The organism is Curtobacterium pomorum, assembly GCF_044497295.1.
Lineage (GTDB): Bacteria > Actinomycetota > Actinomycetes > Actinomycetales > Microbacteriaceae > Curtobacterium.
Map to the genome: position 1 here is coordinate 3,014,234 of NZ_CP172409.1, position 22,413 is coordinate 3,036,646.

The 22,413-nt window shown below is 69.0% G+C and carries 25 protein-coding genes and 1 pseudogene; 12 read left to right on the forward strand and 14 right to left on the reverse strand.

The genetic code is table 11. The annotated features are described in order from the left end of the window. Positions 1 to 43: 43 nt before the first annotated feature. Positions 44 to 709, reverse strand: coding sequence for a nicotinamide riboside transporter PnuC (gene pnuC / locus ACGH48_RS14375; protein ID WP_396289066.1), 666 nt, complete (start codon positions 707 to 709; stop codon positions 44 to 46). Between the two features lie 356 nt (positions 710 to 1,065). Here pnuC and ACGH48_RS14380 point away from each other — a divergent pair, with 356 nt between their 5' ends. The 8 genes from ACGH48_RS14380 to ACGH48_RS14415 all read left to right on the forward strand — a co-directional run bounded on the left by ACGH48_RS14380 (position 1,066) and on the right by ACGH48_RS14415 (position 8,227). Next, a complete protein-coding gene (locus ACGH48_RS14380; protein WP_396289067.1) occupies positions 1,066 to 1,620 on the forward strand; it encodes an alternate-type signal peptide domain-containing protein in 555 nt (184 codons plus the stop codon). Positions 1,621 to 1,771: 151 nt separating this feature from the next. Further along, positions 1,772 to 2,368: a TasA family protein gene (locus tag ACGH48_RS14385; RefSeq protein WP_396289068.1), complete on the forward strand. Its 597-nt coding sequence runs from the start codon at positions 1,772 to 1,774 to the stop codon at positions 2,366 to 2,368. Beyond that, the gene (locus ACGH48_RS14390) at positions 2,365 to 3,261 is read left to right on the forward strand and encodes a hypothetical protein (RefSeq protein ID WP_123314018.1); all 897 of its coding nucleotides are present in this window, start codon (positions 2,365 to 2,367) and stop codon (positions 3,259 to 3,261) included. Before ACGH48_RS14385 ends, ACGH48_RS14390 begins: the two co-directional genes overlap by 4 nt. Further along, on the forward strand, positions 3,258 to 3,935 hold the full coding sequence (locus tag ACGH48_RS14395) for a signal peptidase I (protein WP_396289069.1): 678 nt from the start codon (positions 3,258 to 3,260) through the stop codon (positions 3,933 to 3,935). Before ACGH48_RS14390 ends, ACGH48_RS14395 begins: the two co-directional genes overlap by 4 nt. An 11-nt stretch (positions 3,936 to 3,946) precedes the next feature. Then, positions 3,947 to 4,474 (forward strand): hypothetical protein, encoded by a 528-nt coding sequence (locus tag ACGH48_RS14400; protein ID WP_148061801.1) that lies wholly within the window; start codon positions 3,947 to 3,949, stop codon positions 4,472 to 4,474. Positions 4,475 to 4,491: 17 nt separating this feature from the next. Next, on the forward strand, positions 4,492 to 4,632 hold the full coding sequence (locus ACGH48_RS14405) for a hypothetical protein (RefSeq protein ID WP_185020900.1): 141 nt from the start codon (positions 4,492 to 4,494) through the stop codon (positions 4,630 to 4,632). Between the two features lie 285 nt (positions 4,633 to 4,917). After that, positions 4,918 to 7,707 carry a fibronectin type III domain-containing protein gene (locus ACGH48_RS14410; protein WP_396289070.1) on the forward strand — a complete coding sequence of 930 codons (2,790 nt, stop codon included), beginning with the start codon at positions 4,918 to 4,920 and terminating at the stop codon, positions 7,705 to 7,707. Positions 7,708 to 8,071: 364 nt separating this feature from the next. After that, positions 8,072 to 8,227: a hypothetical protein gene (locus ACGH48_RS14415; RefSeq protein WP_396289071.1), complete on the forward strand. Its 156-nt coding sequence runs from the start codon at positions 8,072 to 8,074 to the stop codon at positions 8,225 to 8,227. A gap of 646 nt (positions 8,228 to 8,873) precedes the next feature. Here ACGH48_RS14415 and ACGH48_RS14420 read toward each other — a convergent pair. After that, positions 8,874 to 9,053, reverse strand: a complete 180-nt coding sequence (locus tag ACGH48_RS14420) for a hypothetical protein (RefSeq protein WP_071303662.1) — start codon at positions 9,051 to 9,053, stop codon at positions 8,874 to 8,876. After that, entirely contained in the window at positions 9,050 to 9,544 is a 495-nt protein-coding gene (locus ACGH48_RS14425; RefSeq protein ID WP_071303663.1) for a MarR family transcriptional regulator, read from the reverse strand. The genes ACGH48_RS14420 and ACGH48_RS14425 overlap by 4 nt, the downstream gene beginning before the upstream one ends. Positions 9,545 to 9,588: 44 nt before the next feature. Between ACGH48_RS14425 and ACGH48_RS14430 the strand changes: the two genes are divergently transcribed. Beyond that, positions 9,589 to 10,011: an ester cyclase gene (locus ACGH48_RS14430; RefSeq protein ID WP_071303664.1), complete on the forward strand. Its 423-nt coding sequence runs from the start codon at positions 9,589 to 9,591 to the stop codon at positions 10,009 to 10,011. A gap of 46 nt (positions 10,012 to 10,057) precedes the next feature. Here ACGH48_RS14430 and ACGH48_RS14435 read toward each other — a convergent pair whose 3' ends face one another. Further along, complete coding sequence (locus ACGH48_RS14435; protein WP_396289073.1) at positions 10,058 to 11,134, reverse strand: amidohydrolase family protein; 1,077 nt, start codon at positions 11,132 to 11,134, stop codon at positions 10,058 to 10,060. Positions 11,135 to 11,233: 99 nt separating this feature from the next. After that, on the reverse strand, positions 11,234 to 12,433 hold the full coding sequence (locus ACGH48_RS14440; protein WP_123314033.1) for an ABC transporter permease: 1,200 nt from the start codon (positions 12,431 to 12,433) through the stop codon (positions 11,234 to 11,236). A 111-nt stretch (positions 12,434 to 12,544) separates the two neighbouring features. Here ACGH48_RS14440 and ACGH48_RS14445 point away from each other — a divergent pair, with 111 nt between their 5' ends. Beyond that, positions 12,545 to 13,114, forward strand: a complete 570-nt coding sequence (locus ACGH48_RS14445; protein ID WP_396289074.1) for a hypothetical protein — start codon at positions 12,545 to 12,547, stop codon at positions 13,112 to 13,114. A 69-nt stretch (positions 13,115 to 13,183) separates the two neighbouring features. On the opposite strand, the gene ACGH48_RS14450 is transcribed toward ACGH48_RS14445, so the two are convergent. Next, complete coding sequence (locus ACGH48_RS14450; RefSeq protein WP_071303667.1) at positions 13,184 to 13,849, reverse strand: SDR family oxidoreductase; 666 nt, start codon at positions 13,847 to 13,849, stop codon at positions 13,184 to 13,186. A 117-nt stretch (positions 13,850 to 13,966) separates the two neighbouring features. On the opposite strand from ACGH48_RS14450, the gene ACGH48_RS14455 reads away from it, so the two are divergent. Then, complete coding sequence (locus tag ACGH48_RS14455) at positions 13,967 to 14,536, forward strand: TetR/AcrR family transcriptional regulator (protein WP_071303668.1); 570 nt, start codon at positions 13,967 to 13,969, stop codon at positions 14,534 to 14,536. A 77-nt stretch (positions 14,537 to 14,613) separates the two neighbouring features. Here the strand turns inward: ACGH48_RS14455 and ACGH48_RS14460 are convergent, their stop codons facing one another. Then, positions 14,614 to 15,222, reverse strand: a complete 609-nt coding sequence (locus ACGH48_RS14460; protein ID WP_123314104.1) for a TetR/AcrR family transcriptional regulator — start codon at positions 15,220 to 15,222, stop codon at positions 14,614 to 14,616. A 327-nt stretch (positions 15,223 to 15,549) separates the two neighbouring features. On the opposite strand from ACGH48_RS14460, the gene ACGH48_RS14465 reads away from it, so the two are divergent. Further along, a complete protein-coding gene (locus ACGH48_RS14465) occupies positions 15,550 to 15,726 on the forward strand; it encodes a CrcB family protein (RefSeq protein WP_243736460.1) in 177 nt (58 codons plus the stop codon). 182 nt (positions 15,727 to 15,908) lie between these two features. Here the strand turns inward: ACGH48_RS14465 and ACGH48_RS14470 are convergent, their stop codons facing one another. The 7 genes and pseudogenes from ACGH48_RS14470 to ACGH48_RS14500 all read right to left on the reverse strand — a co-directional run bounded on the left by ACGH48_RS14470 (position 15,909) and on the right by ACGH48_RS14500 (position 21,967). Then, positions 15,909 to 16,829, reverse strand: a complete 921-nt coding sequence (locus ACGH48_RS14470) for an NADP-dependent oxidoreductase (RefSeq protein WP_396289075.1) — start codon at positions 16,827 to 16,829, stop codon at positions 15,909 to 15,911. Between the two features lie 28 nt (positions 16,830 to 16,857). Then, positions 16,858 to 17,728 (reverse strand): annotated as a pseudogene (locus ACGH48_RS14475) (IS5 family transposase). A gap of 175 nt (positions 17,729 to 17,903) precedes the next feature. Continuing rightward, a complete protein-coding gene (locus ACGH48_RS14480) occupies positions 17,904 to 18,209 on the reverse strand; it encodes a hypothetical protein (RefSeq protein ID WP_123314036.1) in 306 nt (101 codons plus the stop codon). Between the two features lie 243 nt (positions 18,210 to 18,452). Then, positions 18,453 to 19,247, reverse strand: coding sequence for a polyprenol monophosphomannose synthase (locus tag ACGH48_RS14485; RefSeq protein ID WP_396289076.1), 795 nt, complete (start codon positions 19,245 to 19,247; stop codon positions 18,453 to 18,455). Between the two features lie 94 nt (positions 19,248 to 19,341). Continuing rightward, positions 19,342 to 19,503 (reverse strand): hypothetical protein, encoded by a 162-nt coding sequence (locus ACGH48_RS14490; RefSeq protein WP_185021475.1) that lies wholly within the window; start codon positions 19,501 to 19,503, stop codon positions 19,342 to 19,344. Positions 19,504 to 19,727: 224 nt separating this feature from the next. Continuing rightward, positions 19,728 to 21,239 carry a hypothetical protein gene (locus tag ACGH48_RS14495; RefSeq protein ID WP_396289078.1) on the reverse strand — a complete coding sequence of 504 codons (1,512 nt, stop codon included), beginning with the start codon at positions 21,237 to 21,239 and terminating at the stop codon, positions 19,728 to 19,730. Between the two features lie 29 nt (positions 21,240 to 21,268). After that, positions 21,269 to 21,967: a phosphatase PAP2 family protein gene (locus ACGH48_RS14500; RefSeq protein ID WP_396289080.1), complete on the reverse strand. Its 699-nt coding sequence runs from the start codon at positions 21,965 to 21,967 to the stop codon at positions 21,269 to 21,271. Positions 21,968 to 22,413: the final 446 nt, after the last annotated feature.

The following is a 22,413-nucleotide window of genomic DNA, read 5'->3' on the forward strand; positions in this document are numbered from 1 at the left end:
CCGCGCCGGGTCGTCGTGGACCGGTTCGGTGTGGGCGGGCCGGTCAGCCGACCGTGACCGGCGCTGCCGGGGGCTTGACCCGCTGGTTCATCCACACGAAGAAGCCGGTCAACGTGAAGGCGCCGTAGAAGACGTACATGAGACCCGACGCGTAGTACCCGGCCGAGAACAGCAGCGGGACGCCGACCAGGTCGACCGCGACCCAGATGAGCCAGAACTCCACCCAGCCCTTCGCCATGCCGTAGGTGGCGAGCAGCGAACCGACGAAGATCCACGCGTCGCTCCACACCGGTTCGTACGACCCGAGGGCGCGGAACACCGGGGTGAGCAGCGCGGTCCCACCGACCATGCCGACGACCAGCAGGACCCGGGTCCGCCACGAGGCCCAGTGCGGTTCGATCACCGTGGCGGTGGCGTCGGGGCGGTGCGTCCAGCGGTACCAGCCGTAGATGCTCACGATGATGAACATGACCTGGCGGCCGGCCTGACCGAGCAGGTTGACGGGGTTCGGGGTGTCGAACAGGGCACCCATGAAGACGGTGAACAGGAGCGCGTTGCCGACGAGCCCGATCGGCCACGCCCAGACCTTGCGGCGCATCCCGCCGAGCGCGCTGAGCAGCCCGAAGACGTTGCCGATCACCTCGCGCCAGAGCACCGTCTGGTCGCCGATGACGATCTGCGCGTCGAACAGCCAGCGCACGATGCCCATGGGTCCCTCCTCGTTTCCGGTCGGTGCAACGGTCGGGGGACGCCCGACATTCCGATCGCGATCGGGGTACAAACATGTCCTCCACAGGGAGGACAAAAATCACCCCCGTTCTGGGTGCATGCAAAAGCATGTTCCGACTTGTCCGCACTTTGGGGGACGAGTAGCGTCGTCACCAGAGCGAGTCCAGCCCGCCCGAGCAGCAGATCTGCGCTCCGGAGCCCGGCGACCACTCTCGGCACCGGTCAGCCGCGACCCCTCACCCGCGAGGTCGATGACACCGTCCCACCAGCTCGACGACCCGAATCACCGAGCCGGTGGTGCTCAGCGCGCCCCGAAGCGCAGAACGGACCACTCCCATGCACAAGATCGTCACCGGCACCATCGCCGGCGCGGCCGGCATCGCCCTCCTCCTCGGCGGAGCAGGCACCTTCGCCCTCTGGAACGCCAGCGCCTCGAGCGCCGCGTCCTCGGTGAGCTCCGGCACACTGACCCTCACCGCGAACAACGACGGCGCCTGGACCGACATCACGAACGGGCGCTCGACCGCGATCAACCCCACCACCGCCCTGATGGTGCCGGGCAACACGTTCCAGTTCACGCAGACGCTGAACATCGGCGCGACCGGCCAGGACCTCAAGGCGAACCTGACCTACGCCAGCCAGTCGATCACCGGCGACTCCGCGCTCCTCGCCGCGACGCAGAAGACCCTCGCCGTGACGTCCTCGAGCGCCACCGTCGTGCAGTCGACGTCGAACGCGAACACCTTCGTCGTCTCGCCGTCGGCGTCCACCTCGACCGTCAAGGTCGTCTTCACGATCACGCTGCCGTCCTCGGCGACCACCGGACAGAACGGGTCGATCAACGTCGGCGCGCTGGCCTTCACCCTCACGCAGACCGCGATCGGTTCCTGATCCACCGATCGCACTGACGCGGGCCACGACCGGCCCCTGATCCGCCGGTCGTGGCCCGCCCGGGCCCTTGGGCCCGTCTGGGCCCCTTGTGGCCCGTCTGGGCCCCTTGCGGTCCGCACCAGCAGAGGCTCACGAGCACCAGGGGACGCACATGACCGGGACACCGAGGACGACGGGCCGCCACCGCGCGGCACGACGCCACCGGTGGATCCTGCCCGTCGCGCTCGCCCTGGTCGTCGCGGTCGCCACGGCGCTCCTCGGCGTCGGCGGGACCTACGCCCTCTGGAACGGCACCGCCAGCACCGCTGCCACCACCGTGAAGTCCGCGACGGCGACGATCACCGTCGGCACCCTGTCGACGATGAACACCACCGTCCTCGCACCGGGGACCGGCGTCACCGGCACCTTCACTGTGAAGAACACCGGTTCGATCCCGCTGTCGATGCGGGTCGCCACGACGTCCACGAAGGTCGCCTCCGCGACGAACGCCTCGTCGGCGGCCGTGCTCGGCGAACTGACGCTCCGGTTGACCAACGTGTCATCGGCTGCGGCCTGCACCGCCGGGCTGTCCGGCGCGAGCGGCCGTCTCGCAGCCTTCGACACCGGCAGCAGCTCGTTCACGCTGCAGCCCGGTGCGAGCTCCGTCGGCTGTGTCGAGCTGGTCCTCGACGCCGACGCGCCGCAGAGCGTCTCCGGCGCCGTCACCGACTTCACCCTCACCGTCACCGGAACGCAGGTCTCCGCATGAACCGCAGACTCCGGCTCGTCGTCGCCGTGCTGCTCACCGCCGTGTTCGTCGGCGGTGGGTCGAGCGCCGCCTGGGCACTGTGGAGTGCGTCCGGCACCACGGCCTCGAGCGTCGCGATCGGCAAGGTCTCCGCCTCGATCACCGGCACGAGCGCGTTGACCACCACCTTCTCGTCGACGGTGACGTCGGTCACGAAACCGATCACGCTCACCAACTCAGGCACGATCGCCGGCACCGCGACGACCACCGTGTCCGTCGTCTCCGGCAGCTCGACCGCGCTCGCGCAGGCGGTCACCGTCGTCGCGTGGCCCGTCGCCTCGACCGCGGCGTGCACGACGAACACCGCCGTCGGCAGCGGATCAGTCACGGGTACCTGGGCGTCGCTGCCGAGCATGACGTCCAAGCTCGCCGCCGGGGCCTCCGCCATCTGGTGCACCCGCAGCACGCCCAAGTCCTCGGCGCCGGCATCCGCCACGGCCACCGTGAACGTCAACCTCACCGTGGCGAGCGGCAGCTGGACCTCGGGCGTCGTACAGGGCGGGTTCACCCTGACCACCCCGGCGACGGCCGCCGACACCGGTCCCGCACTGGTCTGCACGGACCACGACGGCTGGTACGTCGAGGTGCGCTGGGACGCCGCGAACCGACCGAAGGACACCTGGTACGGCGCCTTCGTCGGCACCACCGCGGTCGGCCAGAAGGCGCAGGACTACTCGGCGTTCATCACCATCGCCCCGAACGACATCCCGGCGAGCGCCGGCACTTCCGGCACCCTCCCCGTCACCGTCAAGGTGCTCGACAGCGCGGGCAACCCGACCTCGACCGTCGCCGGCAGCGGCCCGGTCACGCTCTTCACGCAGAACAACGGCGCGGCGATCCGGTGCGGCGCATGACCCGCGCAACCGCCCGTCCCGGACGTGCCGAGCGCTCCGGCGCGCGTGCGGTCGTGCACGCCGTCGTCCTCGGCGTGAGCACCGGGCTGCTCCTGCTCGTCGCGGCGCTCGCCGTCGTGCTCATCGTGGTGCCCAAGGCCACCGGGTCGATGCCGCTGACGGTCCTGACCCAGTCGATGGAGCCGACGCTGCCCCCGGGCACGCTGCTCGTCGTCCGTCCCACCGCCGTCGACGACGTCGAGGTCGGTGACGTCGTCACCTACCAGATCGTCTCCGGCCAGTCGGCCGTCATCAGCCACCGCGTGGTCTCGGTGTCCTCGGCGTCGAACGGCGAACGCACCTTCGTCCTCAAGGGCGACAACAACGCGAAGGCCGACCCGCACCCCGTCACCGCCGCGCAGATCCGGGGCGTCGTCTGGTACAGCGTCCCCGAGATCGGAGTCGTCAACCAGCTCGTCAACGGGTCGCGGAGCTGGCTCATCCCGACCGTCGCCGGGGTCCTGCTGGCGTACGGCGGTGTGATGATCACCATCGGGACCGTCACGGCCGCCCGCCGGCGACGGTCGACGGCCGAGCACGGGCGACGTGCGACGACCGGTCACGGGCGCCGTGCGACGACCGGTCACGGGCGCCGCAGCGCATCGCACCGGGGCTCGGGGCAGGCCCCGGTCTAGGCTCGGTGGACGTGACCGACGGAGTGCAGCGAGCGCGCGAACTGCTCGACGACGCCGCACGCCGGCTCCGCGCCGCCGGGGTGCCGGACGAAGCGCTCGGCGAGTACGTGCAGCCGAAGGCGGTGCTCGGCATCCGCCGCGAAGCGACCATGCGGCCCCTCGGCCGTGTGTGGCGGATCGGTGCGCTGCTGATCGGCTCGTCGCTCGAGTCCGGCGGTCGGGTCTGGGCCACCGGGGCGATCACCCGGGTCATCGATCCGGGCCGGGCGCAGTTCCAGTCGGTCTCCGCCGAGGTCCGTCGGGCGTACCGCGCGGCTGCGGCGAAGGGACACTTCACGGCCGGCGACACCGTCAACCACGGCGCCACCGCGATCGCGTTGGACGGAACGCTCGTCGGCTCGACCGGGGTGCTCTTCATCGAGGACGACGTGCCGCTCGTCCGCTGGTCACCGGCCGCGGGTTCCGCCGTCCCGCTCGCCGACTACCTGGCCGATCGCGTCGGCTTGCTCGTCGAACCGCCACGGGGTGCGACCGACTGACCCGCTATCGTGACGGCATGGACGGACAGCAGCCGCGCGAACGAAGCAACCCCTGGTGGGCGGTGCTGCTCGTCTTCATGTTCGGGGGCGTGCTGTCGCTGGTCGCCGGCCGGATGCTGCCCTGGCAGGACCAGGATCGCCAGGACCCCGACTACTGACTGGCCCCCGGATGGGAGGACGCGTGCACTGAGTACTGCTCGGTACGGTGAGCACACCCGTGACCGGCATCGGTCGCATCCACCCGAAGGATCCCCGTGCTCTCACGCTCCGTGCGGCCTCGTCGCCGTGCCCGGTTCTCGGCAGCGGCCCTCGCCGCCGCTCTCGTCGCTGGTCTCACCCTCGTCGCTGCGCCCGCCGCGCAGGCTGCCCCTGCCAACGGCACGCTCGACCGCTCGAGCGAAGGCCAGTCTCTGGGAGCCTATGCCGGGCCGGATTCAGGCCAGGTGTTCGTCGCTGGACGGAGTGGACAGCTCACCGGCGCTGACTTCAACTTCTACCCCAACAACACGCAGTACTACACGGACGGTGCCACCTCCGGAACCATCTCGGTGTACTCGGGCTCGTCGGCGAGCGGCACCGTGCTCGCTTCCGGCACCATCTCGCTGCAACAGGGATGGCAGACGGTGGAGTTCCCGTCTCCGCCGACCATCACGGCCGGCTCGACCTACTTCCTCGGGGTGCCGGTCGGCGCGTACTGGCTCAACTCCACTCCGGCGGCCGGCGAGGGCGCGGTCCTCAGCAGCAACAGCTACAACGGTCGGTACTCGCTGAACTACCGCACCTACGTCCTGTCGATCGCCGCACCGAGCTCCTTCACCGCGACCGCCGGCGACGGCACCACGGCGCTGTCGTGGTCCGCCCCGACCCCGCCGGTGGACACCACACTGACCGGCTACGAGACCGAGTACGCCCCGAGCGGCTCCGGCTCCTGGAGCACGCCCGCCGCGACGACGGCCACCACCGCGACGGTCACCGGCCTGACGGACGGCACCGCCTACGACTTCCGCGTCCGCGCGACGACCGACCGCGGCCCCGGCGCGTGGAGCACCACCGCGACGGCGACGCCCATGGGCGACTTCGCGGGTGGGACGCTCACCGTCGACGATACGGCCCTGGCGGTCGGCAAGCCCGTGACCGCGAAGTCGGACGGCTGGACCCCCGCCCCGACCCTCACCTGGTCGTGGACCGTCGGTAGCGCCCAGGTCAGCACGGCTCCGACCTACACGCCGACCCCGGACGACCTCGGCAAGGCCGTGCAGGTCACCGTGACCGCGAACGCCGTCGGCCGGCACACCGCCACGAAGACCGCCGAGCTCGGTACCGTCGCCGCCGGCACGATCGCCCCGGGCGCCGTCCGGATCGCCGACGCACAGGACGCCACGGTCGGCTCGTCCGCGCAGGCCGGCACGGTCCTCACCGCGTCGCTCCCCGCAGTGGTCCCCTCCGACTCCGCGGTCACCTACCAGTGGTACCGCGACAGCACGAACGTGAAGATCCCCGGCGCGACCACGGCCCAGTACACGGTCACCGGCCGTGACGCCGTCGGCGGCCACGCGGTCTTCGTCATCGCCTCGGTCACCTCGCGCGGGTACACCGCGACGACGGCCACCTCGGATGCCGTCGTCGCGGAACACGGCACGCAGACCGGCACGGTCACCACCGGCGCGGCCACCGTCGCCGAGTCCGTCACCGCGACGACCAGCGGCTGGACCCCGTCCGGCGCGACGGTGTCGCTGCAGTGGTTCGACGGCGAGCGGGCCATCACCGGCGCGACCTCGGCCACCTACACGCCGACCGCTGCCCAGGCCGGGCACGCTCTGCACGTCGTCGCGACCGGCACCGCCGAGGGCTACGACCGGTACTCCGTCGCCAGCACACCGGTCGTCGTGGGCGACGGTACGCAGGACGGCACCGTCGGCATCGACGGCACCGCCGCGGTCGGCGCCGCGCTCACCGCCACGGACGCAGGTTGGCTCGCGGGCACGTCCTTCGACCGCCAGTGGACCCGCGACGGCGTCGCCATCGACGGCGCGACCGGCGCCACCTACACGCCGACGGCCGACGACGTCGACGCCGTGATCGGCGTCACGGTGACCGGGCACCTCGACGGGTACACCGACCGCACGGTCGACGCATCCGCCGCGACCGCCGTCGTCGCCGGCACGCAGCACGCGGCCGTCGCGATCGAGGCCACCGGTACCGCGCAGGTCGGAGCCGACCTCACCGCGCGCAGCACCGGCTGGGCCCCGGGCACCGAGCTCTCCTACCGCTGGCTCCGCGACGGTGCCGCCGTCGAGGACGCGACGGACCGTGCCTACACCCCCGTCGAAGCCGACCTCGGTCACGTCATCAGCGTCGAGGTCACCGGCACCCTCTCCGGATGGAACACGCTCACCGTGACCTCCGACGGCACGGTGCCGGTCGCCGGGATCCCCGCGACGGTCACCCCGGAGAGCACCCTGCCGACGACGACCGTCGCCGGCGAGCGGTTCCGCTACCACGTCGACATCGAGGGCTCCCCCGCGCCGACCGTCACCTTCGACGGCGAGCTGCCGGCAGGGCTGACGTTCGACCCGGAGACCGGTGACATCACCGGGATCCCCACGAAGGCCGGCCAGTCGGTCATCCGGATCACCGCGGACAACGGCGTCGGGTTCCCCGCCGTCTCGACCGTCGCGATCGACGTCACCCCTGGCGCTCTCGACGCACTCACCCTGGACACGGCGGGCACGGGTGACGACGACGGCACGATCACGGCCCAGCAGGGGACGACGATCCGCGTCGCCGCGACCGGAACCGACGCGTACGGCAACGAACTCGCGACGCCCGGCGACGTGGTGCTCACGAGCAGCGTCGCCTCGGACGAGATCCACGGCGACACGGTCACGTTCCACCACGCCTCGCCGCACGTCATCACGGCGACGGTCGGCTCGGTCAGCGCGTCGCTGACCGTCGAGGTCAGCCCGGCCGCGGTCGTCACGCCGCCGACGACCGCGCCGACGGTGCCTGCGACGGCAGAGCCCACCGCGGCTCCCACGTCAGAGGCCTCCGCGCCTCCCACCGCGGCGCCGGTCGCGGACCAGGGTGACCGCGCCACCACGGCCCCGGCCGCGGACGAGCTCGCCTACACGGGTTCCGACGGCACCGGCCCGATGGCCCTGGCGGCGCTGCTCGCCGTGCTGCTCGGCTTCGCCGTCCGCACGGGCGTCCGCCGGAGCCGCCAGCGGTCCTGACGCGACCATGCGACGGACTGGAGGCCGTGCTCACGTGGTGAGCACGGCCTCCAGTCCGTCGTCAGGTGCGCTTCCCCCGTCAACGGGCGGCGCACGGCGGGTCGCGTCCGCGACACAACCGGGCTCGTCGCCCCGGAGCCCTACGCTGGCGCGTCCGCGCCGCACCAGGTCGACGAACTCGACTGAGGTGGCCACCGGCCGGTAGCCGATCGCTCGATGAAGCCCGGCGAAGTTCCGATCGCCTTAGCTGTCCGAACGACCCGAGAAGAGTGACTCGGTGCGGCCACGCAGCAGCCGCGCGCCACTGGCGTTCACTCCGGACGCGACACTGGCTTCCCGGCTCGTCTTCAGTACGTTCGGTCTCGTGTCGATGAGTCCTGGTCCCGCTGCAGGTGACGGCTGGCTGCCGAAGAGTGAACGCGGTCGTCAGGTGTTCAAGTGGTGCGTATGGGTCGGGGCGGCGGCCGTCGCGGTCGTCATCGTGGTCATCGGCGCGCACTTCGGCTGGAAACAGGGCTAGCGCCGATCCTGGTCAGGGGAAGCACGCGTCCGTCCTCTCCTGGTTAGCCGACGACCTCGCGGAGCTTGCTCGCCGCTCGGCGCGAAGGGGTACCGGGAGCCGATGGTTCGGCGGGCCAAGGGCATCCTTCACCGCAGAGCACCCGGATGCGCAGCAGCCGGGTGCTCCCAGCTGGTTCGACTCAATCGTGATCTCGGGCTCGGCCGATGAGCGCATCGGCCCACGCCGCTGAAGAGAAGGATGATGCCGAGGATCCATGTCGGGAGACCATGTGTCGTGGTCACGGTCCGCATCGGCGTCAGGAGCACGCCAGGCCCATCACGAGGAAGGCCGATGCGACGCTGGCCGGACGCGCCTGTCCGGTAGCCGATCGCTCACCGCACGGTCTGCACGAGCCCACTGGGCTGTGGGGGCGGGCCGTTGCAACTTCGTCTCGACTCCGGTCCGCGCAGGAGCTGGTGAGACCCCTGCGCATAGCCGTGGCCCTGGGAACACGACGGCACCGGCACAGTCCGCGATACGTCGCGCCCGATGCCGAACGCCGACGGTCAGATCTTTGCGAGGGCGCCAGCCGTTGCAACCGCCGCGTCCCAGTCGATCTTCGCGTCCGGGGCAGGGGCGTGGAACTTCACCCGACCACGCACCGCTAGCTTCCGAAATGGCCGATGCCGCGGCGAAAGTGCAGCTCGGACCGGTTGAGTCCGAACGCTCCCACACGGATCAGCACCTGGCCCGGGCCTGGGATCGGGACCGGCAGCTCACGGAGGTGCAACACGTCGGGGCCGCCGGGTGCGTCGATCACGACGGCCCGCATGGTCGCCGTCATCGCCTTGCCTCCAACGTCGACTGCAGGCGCTCGAGTGCCGCGATACAGTCTGCGATCGCCGCGGCACCGGCATCCGAGAGCACGGCGTCCAGCGCTTGGTCGAACCGCTCGTCCGCGAGGGCGAAGGCATCTCTCCCCTGGGGCGAGAGCACACTGCGGACACTGCGCCGATCGTCCGGGTCCGTCGAACGCTCGAGGAAACCATCCGCGGCGAGCCGATCGAGCAAGCGACTGGCTGCAGCGATCGACGTCCCGACGCCGGTCGCGACGTCCTGCACCCGGGCGCCCGATGGGGCTGCCTGGACGATCCGCAACACCTCCAGTCGGGCCAGGCTCAGCACGCCCTCGCCCCGCATCCGCTTCTCGACCGCGTTCCACACGTCGGTCTCGTGCCGCACCAGCGCGGCGAAGTACTCCCGCAGACGCGCCGCTCGCCCAGTCCGGTCATCCGGGGCGTCGGTTCCGTGGAGGGGTGCAAGGTCCGTGCTCATGCTTCGACTCTACGGCATCTACTTGCTATGTAAAGTAGTTGTCCATGACCACAGACACACGCCTCTCCTTCCTGCGATTCGTCGACTTCATCAACAGCGCCGACCCGTCCATCGGTGAGACGGTCATCGCACCGGAAGCGGCGTTCTTGACGCCGTTCTCGCCCGAGCCGCTGCGCGGGCTGCCGGGGTACCTGCAGATCCTGACGATCATGCGGAGCGCGTTCTCTGACATCCAGTGGAGCATCGACCGGATCGTCGTCGAGGGCGACACAGTCGCAGCACGTTTCGAACTCCGCGGCACGCACGACGGCGAGTTCCTCGGTGTCCCCGCTACGGGGAGGACGGTGGTCGCGAACGCGAGCAACTTCTACCGTTTCGACGAGGGACTGATCGTCGACGAGGTCGGCCAGCCGGACGTGCTCAGCATCCTCGGGCAGATCGGGGCGCTCCCGCCAACACTCGGCTGAACGGTGAGGCTGGCGCACCCTGATGACTCACGAACCGCTTCGACACTCACTCGCTCCCCGGAACGCGCTCGGCGGTCAAGCGAGGGAAGAGCTGTTCGGCGGCTGTTCGGAGCACCTCGCCCAGTCGTTCTGCGCCGGGGCCGTCGTAGGTGTCCAGGTCGTGGTCGAAGCGGGCACTCCAGTCGGGGTGTGCGTAGGGGAAGTCGCTGCCGTAGAGGACGTGGCCGGGCTCCGCGAAGGCCAGCAGTGACGGCAGCGAGGTGGGAGATGCGGACAGGGCGGTGTCGAAGTAGAACTTCCGGAGGCCCGCTTGGATGCTCTCCGGCGTGGTGTCCGGGTTAAACATCGCGGCGGCGCTGAAACGACTGGCTGCGTAGGGCAGGAACCCGCCGGCGTGGGAGAGGATCACGCGAAGATTCGGGTAGCGGTCGAACACGCCGTGCGCGACGAGGTCCACGGCGGTGCGGGTGGTGTCGAACGGGAAGTCCAGCAGTGCGGTGGGCATCCCCGGCAACTGGGCGATCGGTGGTGCGGTGGGGTGCACGAAGACCACGGCTGAGCGGGCGGCGAGTTCTGCCCAGAGCGGCTCGTACGCGGGGTCGCCGAGGTACCGTCCGTGCGCGTTCGACAGCAGGAGCACCCCGTCGGCGTGGAGTTCGTCGAGTGCTCGCACGGCTTCGGCGACCGCACCGTCGAAGTCCGGCAGCGGCAGCACCGCGAAGTGCCCGAACCGGTCTGGCGCCTCACGGACCAGCTCGGCCTGGTAGTCGTTCAGTTCGCGGGCGAGTTCGCGCGCCGCGGCGTCGTCACCGAAGTGCACGCCCGGTGCGCTGATCGAGAGCATCCCGGTCTCGATCCCCGTTTCGTCCATCATCGCGATCGTCGCTTCGGGGCTCCACTCCGGCATCGACCAGCCGCCGATGGCCCGGGGGCCTCGTCGCGGTGCGGTCCCGCCGCTCGCACCCCACGGGTCCCACTGCGCGGACCCTCCGGTCGCAGCCGGCGCATCCGCCCGGGCGCCCGCCGGGGCGCCGGCCCCCATCGCTTGCGATCCTGACGCTGCCAGTGCCTCGAAGTAGCGTGGCGGGAGCAGGTGCTGGTGGACATCGATCTTTCCTGGCATGGTGCGGTCCTCCGATCGTCCTCAGCAATGAGGGCTGGTTGTCGTGTGCAGGAGTGGGTGTCATGAGGGATCCCCGCCCGTCGAGGACCCCTGTTGTGTTCAGGGCGTTGGGGTCAACGGCAGCAAGGCCGCGTTGGGCGTGACTGCAGCGGCCTCGAGGTGGGAGCCCGAGGGTCCGGCAGTCGGGCGGGGATCCTGCTCGGAGCGGAGGCCGCCCTTCGGTCGAGCCGCAGCTTCGCGTCGGTTCCGGATGAGCATCGCTGTCAGCGTGAGCAGGATGCCTGCCACAGCCCAGATGCTCAGCCGGATGATCGGGGCGGCGACCGCGGCGCCGTCGAAGTACTGGACGGACCGCAGCAGGTCGAGCGCGTCGCCCTGCGGGAAGACGTAGTAGAGCGTCTGGAAGAAATCGTTGAGGACGTGGATCCCGAGGGGACCACCGGAAGACGTGTTCCCCAGGATCACCAGGGCGAGCGTCATCACCAGCGCCGCGATGGTTCCGCCGAGTGCTGCGACGCCCGTTACCGCTCCCCCGATGGCGACTCCGGTCAGCCAGAGGATCCCGAACACCGCCCAGGGGCCGACGGTCACCGCGCCGAGGGCGGAGTCGATCCACAGGGTGATCAGTGCGGCGAGGAGACCGGCGTAGAGCACGAGGACGATGCTGCGCTCGACGAACTTCGCGGCTGTGTCGACCGTGCCGAGGATGCGCCCGAAGACTGTCGCGCCGAGGGCGGCCCCCAGGCCGGCGAAGAGGATCGCGTAGAACTCGATCGACCCGACCGGGTCCTTCTCCGGCAGGGGCGCGAGGTCTGTGGCCGTGTTGGTGGTCTGCAGTTTCGCTGCGATCGAGTCACCGATACCTGAGATCGCCTGTCCGAGGCCCCGGCCGCCGCCGCTGGCGATGTAGGTGGTGACGCCGGCGCCCTTCCCCGGTGCAGGCAACACGACAGCGCCGTCGACGTCGCGGTCGAGCACCGCGGTTCGCGCCTGCTGCTCGGAGGCCACGACGGTGAGATCCAGCGATCCGTGCTGTTCGAGCGCGACGATCGCGTCAGCGTCGCCGGTGACCGCGAGGTGCACGTTGTTCGGCGTCGGGTTACCGAACGCGCTCGAGTAGCTCGTCAGCATCGCCATCGCCAGGAGCAGGATCGCGATCCCGCCGAGGATCACGTTCCGGTAGCGATGCGCTGATCCCGGCCCTTCGGAGTCCAGCGCGCCGCCCGCGACCGCCGCTTCGAACTCGGGGTGCTGCGGGCCGTCTCCGCGGCCAGTGGCGGGCTCGGTTACGTGCGTCATGGTGTCCTTTACAGTTGTCCAGTAGATGACGAACGTACATCAGGGTTCGGGCTCTGGCAAGATGGACTCATGACCGAGGGAGCGCGCACGGCGCCACGCGCGAGCCAGCGGGTGGACCCGCGCATCATCCGCAGCCGCGCCGCCCTGATCCGGGCGCTGGCCGCCCTGGTGTCCGAGACGCCGAAGGGCGAGACGATCTCGATGAGCGCCGTGGCACAGCGTGCTGGGTTGAGCAGGCAGGCCCTCCACAACCACTACAGCAATGTCGGTGACCTGGCGACGGACCTCTGGATCAGCCGCCTCCTCGAGGACCAGCTTCCGCTCGACGAGGCCGCGGCGAACCTCCCACAGGCCCTCACTGACGCCGTTCGGGAGCGCGGGATCGAACCGCTGCTCGCCGCGGGACGTGCGGATCGCGGCTTCTTCGACAAGCTGCGCGCCGTTCCACGTGGCGAGCGTGTTGCCGAGGTGCTCGCAGACGCGATGACGACCTGGCTGTCGGAGTCGGACCACGATCACCGAGGATCGGAGATCGCTCTGACCGGGGACGCCCGGACCTTCACGATCGGCGGCATGATCGCGCTCGTGTCGACGTGGCAGATGGCGGACGCGCCCCCGAGCACGGCCGAGCAGGTGGCGGCTCTCCGGACCTTCGCAGCGGCAGCGGCTGGCGCTGGCTGAACCGCGCGGACCCGGGTCCCGGCAGCCCGGCGGATCCCGCCCAGGCCAGCAGCCCGGGCGGGAGGAGCGTCAGCCGTCGTACGCGACGTAGTGCAGCTCGGCATCCCGCCGCTCGTCGTGGAGCTTCACGTAGGACTGCGCGATGACCGCCGGTTCAGCGTCCGGTCGCCCACCGCCGATCAGCGCGGTGATGGCGACGAACCCGACGTAGACACCCTTGTCAGCGAGAGCGGCGTTGAGGTTGAGCGTCCAGTTCCGGAGCCCCGCCGCTGCGATGTTGACGTTCCCGCGGACCGGCGTCTGGGCGAGCGCACCGCCACCGGTGGTCACGAGGACCGTGCCGGCGCCCGCCGCGATCATGCCCGGCAGGACCTCCCCGACGGCCGCGATGGCGCCGCCGAGGTAGAAGTCGAGCTGTGGCTGCAGGTTCTCCATCGTCACGTCCACCGCGTCGACCGACTCCAGGGTCCGGTCAGCCGGGGAGAACTCGAGGACGTCGATCGGCCCGAGCGTCTCCCGGATCGATCGGAGAGCAGTCCGGATCGTGTCGGGCTCGCTGACGTCGGCGGTGAAACCACGAGCCTGGATGCCCTCCGCGACGAGCTCACCCGCCAGGGAGTCCACGTTCGCCTGACTGCGGGCCACGAGCGCGACGTCGAAGCCCTTCTGCCCGAAGGCCCGCGCGATCTCGAGACCCAGACCAGGGCCTGCGCCGATGATGGTAATGAGGGGCATGATGCGTCCTTCCGTGGCCCACCGCCGGGCCCTGCAAGCTGGTGCGGTAAGTTGAGACCGTCCTCAAATCCACTGCAGCATATGTTGAGACCGCCCTCAAGTTCCTTCGGAGTCGCTGTGAGCACCCCACCCCGTCTGCGTCGAGACGCGCAGGCGAACCTCCAGAAGCTGCGCGCTGCCGCCATCGCCGTGTTCTCGCAGCGAGGGTTGTCCGCTCCCCTGGAGGACATCGCCCGGGAAGCCGGGGTGAGCATCGGCACGCTCTACAACCGCATCGGATCGCGCGAAGACCTCATCGACGCCGTCGTGCCCGACATCGCGGGCGCGAAGCTTCGGACCCTGCGGGAACGGACACTGGCCCAGGACAGTCCGCGCGCGCAGCTGGAGACCTTCATCGCCGAGATGATCGACCTGCAGCGGAGCGACCCGGCGATGAACGACGCGATGCTCCGGCGATACCCCGACGCCGTGCTCCTCATCAACGCATGCGAACGATCGATGGCGCTCGGAGCGGAACTCGTCGCCAACGCACACAACGCCGGCGTGCTCGCCGAGGACTTCACCACCGAGGACCTGATGACCGTCCTGTGGATGGCCGGGATGGCCAGCCATGACCCTGCCGCTCCGGACGGATGGCGCCGAGTCGTCGACCGGAGCATCTCCGCTGCCTGGACCATCCAGGGCTGACGCCGCGACGAGCCTCGCGTCCGCACCACCGGCAAAGCCGCCTCCGTATCGCTAGCGCAATGGCGAAATCGAGTGCCTCACAGAGGGAAAACTAGGAGTCGTTGAACGGCGCGTCGGACCTGTGCAGCCATGTCAATGCCATCGGGGTCCAGGAGCCACATCACCTGCAGGCCGTCCATCAAGGCGGTGAGCTCGATGGCTGCCGCGGCGACGTCGACACTGTCGATTAAGTCGCCAGCCACTTTTGCCTTGTCAAGGGCTGTCTCGGTGCCTGACCGGATGCGCGCGTAGCGCTTGACGAAGTACTCGTGAGCGGGATGCGCCGGGTCGGTTGCCTCCGCCGAGAGGACGGCGTAAAGCGCGATGATGCCGGGGAGCTCGGCGTTCCGTGCAGCCAGGTCGACCATGCCGCGGAGGACGCCCACGCCGCCCGACTGGGCGGAGCCGCTGCGACGGAAACTTGCTCGGTCTGCCCGGTCGCGCTCTTCGAGCACCGCCTCGAGAAGGGACTCCTTGGTCGCGAAGTGGTGCAGGAGCCCGGCCCGCGAGATTCCGCAGGCGGCGGCGATCTCGAGGATCGTGGCCCCGTTGAAGCCGACTCGACCGAATTGCAGAGTGGCTTCGGCGACGATCTGCTCGCGTCGAGCTCGGCCGGCGGCATAGCCCTTTTCGGTCTTGGTGTTCATCGCGTCCATTCTGTCGCTTCGCGAGTAGCGGGATGGTAGGTATGAAAACACCTACACCAGTGTAGATTTTCGTGTCAGCGTCTGATCTGCACCTTCCCTGACAAAGGAGTCAATTCGTGAACAACCTCGACGCCGAGGCCGCTGGCTGAGTCTCGGGACCGCGATCGCGGGTGGGGCAGGGTCCTCGCTGCGGGTCTTTCTCGACACCGCCGTCCGTAACCGGCTCGGGTCCCGGTTCCCGTGGGGCACGAGCGTCATCAACCTCACCGGCTCCCTCGCGCTCGGCATCATCACCGGCTCGGTACCACCGTCCTGCCAGCGGTCTGGGTGACCGTCGTCGGTACCGGCCTGATTGGCGGGTACACGACGTTCAGCACCGCCAGCGTCGAAGCCGTCCGGCTCGCACTCGAGAACCGCTACCGCGCAGCAGCGGCACACGGCCTCGTGAACCTCGTCGCGTGCGTCCTCGTGGCACTCCTCGGCCTCTGGATCGGTGTCCGATAGCCGATCGGCTACCGGACGTGATCACGACACGGATTGGTGCGAGAACGACGACACCGAACGAAGCTGCTCACAGGTAGACCTCGGCAGGTACCACCCAGTGCGCCCGTATCGATAGCCGATTCCCCCAACGGGCGCAGTCGCAGCCCTAGGCCGCTGTCGCTTCGTCAGACTAGGCCGTGTTGCTAAATGGAAGTACTGATGGCGATTTTGCCGTGGAGGTGGCGGCTGCGCTGGTGTGTGACCGCATCCTGGAACCGGTCGAGGCCGTAAACGGCGGCGACGGGGATGCGTAAGGTCTTGTCGGAGATCAATGCCAGGAGACGGTCGAGTGCATCGGGAGTTGCGTCGGAGCCGTTGACCTGAACGACGCCGGCGGGTGGTTCGTCCGCCTCAATGGTGACCACGCGGTGCGGCGGGACGCCCGAGCGGATCGCTGTCTCGGCCGTGTCCGTCCCGTGCAGGTCCGCAGCCGCAACGACAGGTATCTTCTCGGCGGCGATTTCGGCGGCAAGTCCGCCGCCGTATGTCACGGGCCGCGCGCCGAGCGATCGAATGTAGTCGGCGGAGGCCGCTGACCCGGTTCCGATGACGTGGGCGCCGTAGCGGACGAGCAGCTGCGTCAGGATCGAACCGACGCCGCCGCCTGCCGCACCGACGAGGACGGTCTCGCCGGGTCGCGCCGACAGAGCGTCAGCGACGGCCGACGCGGTCCGTCCGGCGATGTCCAGGACCCCGGCCTCGAGGTCGGAGACCTTCGGTGGGGTGCGGTGCAGGCTCGGATGGTTCTCGTCGAGGATGATCGAGGTCGCGACGGCACGGCCGCGGGCTCCGCCGAAGACGCGGTCCCCGACACTCCATCGGCGCACGGAGGGGCCGGTCTCGACCACGGTGCCGGCGAAGTCGTTCCCGAATCCCATCGGAAGGTCGAGCCCGAACGCGGTGGCGAGAGTGCGCGATTCGACGATCTGCCAGTCCACCGGGTTGAGCCCCGCGACGGCGACGCTGACCCGGACTTCCGTTACCAGGAGCGGTCGCGCCTCGGTGGGCTGGAGCCTCAGGCCGTTGATGTCGCCGAATCGATCAAGCACAACCGCAGAGTCCATGCCTGTTCCAGCGACGGTCTTCGCGCGTCTATTCCTCTGATCCTCGAACCCAGAGCAGTGTCGCTGCGACGCAGAGTGCTGCGTGGTAGTTCCGGGCGGTCTTGTCGGAGCGCATCGCAATGCCCCGCCACTGCTTGAGCCGGTTGAAGCACCGCTCGACGACGTTGCGGCCCTTGTAGTCGGCCGCGTCGAACACGATGGGCCGACCCGGGCGTTTCCGACGGTGGGTGATCTGGTCATCACGTTCCGGGATCGTCGTCTTCACGTCTCGTGCCCGCAGCCACGCCCGATTCGCTCTCGACGGGTATCCCTTGTCCGCACGCAACCGATCCGGCCGGGAACGGGGACGTCCCGCGGTGGGGACACGGATCCGGTCCATTGTTGCTGGCAGCATGATCGTGTCCGCGACCTGCCCGGCCGTGACGACGAAGCCGAGCGGCCTGCCCTTGCCATCGCAGACGAGGTGCGTCTTGGTCGTGAGTCCGCCGCGCGATCTCCCAATTGCATGATCGGTCGGTTCAGGGCTGGTCTTGTTGTAGTTCGACGTGCCCCTTTTTGACCCGCGGTAGGGTCGCGCCGTGCTGATGCACTCGAGCGATCGTGGAGTCGATCGACGCCGCCCAGTCGATGTCACCGCGGCGTTCCGCTGCGCCCTGCACGTGCTCGAGCAGCCGGGCCCAGATACCGGCCTTGGCCCACCGGTCGAAGTTGCGGTAAATCGTGTTCCAGTTCCCGAACCGCTCCGGCAAGTCGCGCCACGGCGCACCCGTTCGGAACCGCCACACCACCGCTTCAACCACGACCCGACGATCCACCGACGGCCGCCCTCTCTGCTTTGCTTGCGGGAAGAGCGGACCGATCACAGCCCACGTCTCATCGGAGATTTCGTCACGAGACATACCTCAAGCGTGACCGATGACTGCGAGCCGACCATTTAGCAACACGGCCTAGCTCCGGCACAACGCCGCTCGCCGATAAATCAGTCGATGTCAGCTTGAACTTAAGGGCTACCTTTCCGCCGCGCCGTGTCCAGTCGGCCGACCCAAGGGACAGGGCAGCTAGAAGCGATAGCGGTCAGTGCGTGAGCGCCCCGAGCGCGTTGGGCCAGTCGACGTGCCCAAGAGCTTGCGCGAAGTCCACCGAGCTGGACGCGTTTCCGATCTCGTTCTTCGTGCGCAGGTCGAATATCAACACAACGTAAGCGTCACCTGCGACACGCTCCGGGCCGTGAAAGTCGAACCTCAGCGGATGCCCATCGATCGACCCGAAGAGGGATGAAAGCACTGCCGGGATACGCACCTGCGCGGCGGCCGGCGTGAACGTCGCCCCGTAGGGCGCCAGCTCACCGGAGATGGCGGCTTCAAGTCCTGAGGTCACCATGTTGCCGTACCTTTCAACGCTTGCGGCTGCGTTTGATTCGAGGACACAAGCATCATCCTTCAGTCACCCATGGCTGCGGGGACTACCGCTTGAAGCTGTCGGCACTTACTCAGGGTCGCCCGCTTTTGCAATCTCCTGCAAGGTGGACGCCGAGAGGTTGCTGTCGAGCGCGCGACGCCGATCCAAAGCGCGTGGTCGGTCAGCGATCAAGGACTGAGATGAGCGTGCGCCATCGATGGAACGTCAGTTGTTTTGAGCGGGTTTCGTATGCGCGTTGGTGCGGACGGACGGCAGCTTCCGGTGGTCCTTGACCAGGGAACGGGTCTCGCGGATGCGGCGGTCGATGCCCCACTTCGTCACGAGGGCCAGGCTCTCGCGCACGATGTTGCCGCTCATCTTCGAGACGCCGAACTCCCGCTCGGTGAAGGTGATCGGGGTCTCGACGACGCGCAGACCGGCCTCGAGGGCACGCCAGCACAGGTCGACCTGGAAGCAGTAGCCCTTCGACGCGACGCCGGCCAGGTCGATCCGCTCGAACGCCCGCGAGGTGAAGACCCGGAACCCGCCGGTGGCGTCGCGGACGGCGATGCCGAGGGCCAGGCGCGTGTAGAGGTTGCCGCCACGGGAGAGCAGTTCGCGGTACCAGGGCCAGTTCTCGACCTTGCCGCCCCTGATCCAGCGGGACCCGAGCACGAGGTCGTTCGTGTCCGCGAGCTTGAGCATCCACGGCAGGTACTCGGGGTGGTGCGAGCCGTCGGCGTCCATCTCGACGAGCTTGGCGTAGCCGTGCTCGAGGCCCCAGGCGAACCCGGACAGGTACGCGCCGCCGAGACCGTCCTTCACCGTGCGGTGCATGACGTGCACGCGGTCGGTCTCACGGGCGATGGCATCGGCGATGTCACCGGTGCCGTCCGGCGAGTTGTCGTCGACGACCAGCACGTGGACGTTCTCGTCGGTGGCGGCGAGCGTGCGCTCGACGATGGGACGGACGTTCTCCGCCTCGTCGTAGGTCGGGATGATGACCAGGGTCTCGCTCATGGTGCTCCTTGCTCTTCCGCCGCGGGGTGACAAGGGGACGGTGAAGTGCCCGAGATCATCCCGTTCGCCACAAGGGACGATGAGACACCCGGCTTCACCGGGAACCGCAATGGTTGAGGATGATGCCGACCCCGAAGCCGGCCGCTGTGCCGACAATGACGAACCCCAGGAAGGTGGCGACGAGAGCCACAACGATCTGCCATCGCATCCATGGCTTCCAGGAACCGCCGAGAAGTCCGCGTACCCAGTTGGTCATTCTCGGCTGTTCGAGCGTGAACGTGTCTGGATTGTGAGTGGACACGGTCCACGGGCCGGTCCCGTCGGGTGCGTACAGCCATGGGCCGGTTCCGTCGGATGCGTAGGCGTAGCGGAGGGTTCTGGGGTCAACCGGAGGCTGCTCCGACGGTTGAGCATCGCGTTCGGTGCTTTTGTCGCGGCTTTGAGTGCTGTGCGGTCTCGGGGTTTGCGGGGGTGATGGTGTCATCGCTGGTACTGCACAATCCAGGTGCGGGTGCGCTGCCACGTGTGACGCTGCTGGTAGCCGGCATGGGCGAGTGCCTGCGTCACGATGGTGCGGACATCGGGTTTGACGGCGGTGAGCAGCCACACCACCTTTGCTGCACCGACCTCGTTGCTGATATTCGCCAGCGGTCGTTGCGTTTCCCACAGGCCAGCTGACTTACTTGCTGGGACACCCAGGAGCGGATCGCGCAGTCCGGAGAACGCTGCCGGGTACGTCTCCGCGATGATCCTCGAGGTGGTCAACGGATGCCGCTCAAGGGGTCCGAAGACCACGGCGTCTTCCTGCCCAGCGGGCTCCTGAGTTCGGTGCGCGGCGATGACGGCGGCGGCTTCGTTCCAGGCGGCGTCATCCTTCGCTGCGACTGTGCGCTGTTGCACCCACGTTGGCGCCGTGAGCACAGCGGCGACGATGGTCGCCGTCGCGATGGCGCGTCGGGCGTACTGAGTCGGCACGGCGGTGAGTGCAGCACCCATGCAGAGCGCCACCGCGGGTGCGGTAAACGCTGCGTACCGCGGGGAGTACAGCGGGTTCGTCACCAACGACGCGGCGATCAGGCCGACGGTGGGAACGAGCGCCCAAGGCAGCGCGACCACGAGGAGCCGCCGGCCAGTGTCGTTCCGGCGCATCAGCACGACGCCGGCCACAGCGAGGGCGCATCCGAAGACCGCAAAGCCCGGGTTCTTGGTGAACCACTGCGTCATCAGCACCTCTTGGATCGTGTGCGCGCTTATTGGATTGATCCAGGCGATCTGACGATCCTGGCCCGCGGATGCCGTGGCGAGCGGCAGCAGTGCGCACGCCGACAGGGCAGTTGCGGCGCCCCAGCTGAGGAGCACCTTCCGGCTGTCTCGATCACGGCCAGAGCGCCGCAGCAACGGGATCCCCGCCGTCACACCGTGACCGACCGTGACCAGCGCCAAGTAGAGGAACACCGCGCCGCTGAGGATCGAGATCGCCGTGTACACCACCCACCACGGCCACGACCGGGCTCCCTGTCGGGTGCGATCACGGGCGGCGACGAAGAGGATCGTCGCTCCGACTGCGAGGGCGGTGTCGATGGCGAACGACCGCCCTTCCGACCCCATCCACGTCACCCGTGGGAAGAGCGCGAAAAGGACTCCGGCGATGAGACCGGTCCTCGGGCTGGCGAGTGTGCGTCCGAGGACCACGAGCAGTGCCGCGGCGACACCGATCGCGAACGCGGAGGGCAGACGCAGGGTGAACGGCGTGTACCCGACGAGCGCGAACCAGCAGTGCATCACAGCGTAGTACGTCGCGTGGACGACGTCGACGTGTTGCACCTCGCGTGCCAGCGCCGCCCAGGGGCGGGTGGCGGACACGACCGTCGCGGCCTCGTCGTACCAAACCGACGGCACCCAGCTGAACGCCGCCGCCACGGACGTGGTTCCGACACCGACCAGGGTGGGGACCACCCACAGCCGTACCGGCCGGGCGCGTGTGCTGCGCACCGGTACGACACTCAGCTCCGCGACAGCGGTCATCGGTCTCGCGCCTTCCCCACGAGTGATCGAGGCCGGAGACCGGCAACAGCGGTGGGGCCGCGACGTGACCCTGCTCGACCCGCCCCGATCTGTGTCAGCGCGATGTGACGCACGACGACCCAGACTGCGGACGTCCACACGATCGCGGCCAAGACGTCAGTCGGGTAGTGCACGCCGAGTGCAAGTCGGGAGGTCGCGACCACGACCACGACAACGGTCCCGACCGCGGCGACCTGCACTCGAGCCTTGCCGTGCGTCACGGCGACGAGTCCGAGCACCAGAGCAGTGACCAGCGCGACGTGCCCGGACGGGTACGACCAGCTCTCCACCGCGTGGTGCACGCCGGCGAGCACTGGGCGAGGCCGCTGCACCAGCAACTTGACCGGCTCGACCGACACCCACGACACCCCAGCGATCGCCACGAACTGCATCGCGGCGACACGATCGGACCGCCGCCAGACGACCGCTCCGATGGTCACGAGGATCGCAAGACCGCCCGCGGGCTCGAGGAGCACGCCGATACCGGACGCGATGAGCAGCGCGGTCGGCGTCAGGTGTTCACGCAGCAGCTGGTCGAAGCCGGTCTCAGCAGCTCCGACACCCGGAACGGCGGTCAACGTGAGCCCGATGAACACCACGATCACCGCTGCAGTGAACGCCGATCCGAGCTGCCACAGTGCGCGGTCACCCCGCATCGGACAACCGCTCTCGATCCGCTTCAGTCGCTACGGCGAGCAACGCGGCAGCTGCCGCCGTCGCCACAATCAGCGCAGCGACAGCACTGGCACCTACCAGCAATCCAACAGTCATGTTCGTGACCTCCGAACAGCAGCCTCGCGTCGCCGCTCCAAGGAACCACCCAGATGCGCCCTGTCCCGACTCTGCTGCCGCTGACTTGCTTCTGCGAACAGCGGCACTCCTGGTGACGGCGCGGATCCTCATCGGGAGAATGGCTGACGCATGGTCGACCTGCGCCTCATCGGGACTGACCCACGACCATCGACCGCGCAGCCGGGCTCCTGATCGGTCTGCCTTTCCTGTTCCGCCGACCAGCGCCGCTCACGGGATTGCTGCGCCCCCACTAGCGGCGGCGCACTCCGCACCGAAGCATCATCCACAGCGCACTGCCCGGGGACACTGC

Bases quoted from the DNA above. Each gene is read 5' to 3' on its own strand.
- pnuC (WP_396289066.1), bottom strand. From the start codon at position 709: ATGGGCATCGTGCGCTGGCTGTTCGACGCGCAGATCGTCATCGGCGAC.
- ACGH48_RS14380 (WP_396289067.1), top strand. From the start codon at position 1,066: ATGCACAAGATCGTCACCGGCACCATCGCCGGCGCGGCCGGCATCGCC.
- ACGH48_RS14385 (WP_396289068.1), top strand. From the start codon at position 1,772: ATGACCGGGACACCGAGGACGACGGGCCGCCACCGCGCGGCACGACGC.
- ACGH48_RS14390 (WP_123314018.1), top strand. From the start codon at position 2,365: ATGAACCGCAGACTCCGGCTCGTCGTCGCCGTGCTGCTCACCGCCGTG.
- ACGH48_RS14395 (WP_396289069.1), top strand. From the start codon at position 3,258: ATGACCCGCGCAACCGCCCGTCCCGGACGTGCCGAGCGCTCCGGCGCG.
- ACGH48_RS14405 (WP_185020900.1), top strand. From the start codon at position 4,492: ATGGACGGACAGCAGCCGCGCGAACGAAGCAACCCCTGGTGGGCGGTG.
- ACGH48_RS14420 (WP_071303662.1), bottom strand. From the start codon at position 9,053: ATGACGGCGACCATGCGGGCCGTCGTGATCGACGCACCCGGCGGCCCC.
- ACGH48_RS14425 (WP_071303663.1), bottom strand. From the start codon at position 9,544: ATGAGCACGGACCTTGCACCCCTCCACGGAACCGACGCCCCGGATGAC.
- ACGH48_RS14430 (WP_071303664.1), top strand. From the start codon at position 9,589: ATGACCACAGACACACGCCTCTCCTTCCTGCGATTCGTCGACTTCATC.
- ACGH48_RS14435 (WP_396289073.1), bottom strand. From the start codon at position 11,134: ATGCCAGGAAAGATCGATGTCCACCAGCACCTGCTCCCGCCACGCTAC.
- ACGH48_RS14440 (WP_123314033.1), bottom strand. From the start codon at position 12,433: ATGACGCACGTAACCGAGCCCGCCACTGGCCGCGGAGACGGCCCGCAG.
- ACGH48_RS14450 (WP_071303667.1), bottom strand. From the start codon at position 13,849: ATGCCCCTCATTACCATCATCGGCGCAGGCCCTGGTCTGGGTCTCGAG.
- ACGH48_RS14460 (WP_123314104.1), bottom strand. From the start codon at position 15,222: ATGAACACCAAGACCGAAAAGGGCTATGCCGCCGGCCGAGCTCGACGC.
- ACGH48_RS14470 (WP_396289075.1), bottom strand. From the start codon at position 16,829: ATGGACTCTGCGGTTGTGCTTGATCGATTCGGCGACATCAACGGCCTG.
- ACGH48_RS14480 (WP_123314036.1), bottom strand. From the start codon at position 18,209: ATGGTGACCTCAGGACTTGAAGCCGCCATCTCCGGTGAGCTGGCGCCC.
- ACGH48_RS14485 (WP_396289076.1), bottom strand. From the start codon at position 19,247: ATGAGCGAGACCCTGGTCATCATCCCGACCTACGACGAGGCGGAGAAC.
- ACGH48_RS14490 (WP_185021475.1), bottom strand. From the start codon at position 19,503: ATGACCAACTGGGTACGCGGACTTCTCGGCGGTTCCTGGAAGCCATGG.
- ACGH48_RS14500 (WP_396289080.1), bottom strand. From the start codon at position 21,967: ATGCGGGGTGACCGCGCACTGTGGCAGCTCGGATCGGCGTTCACTGCA.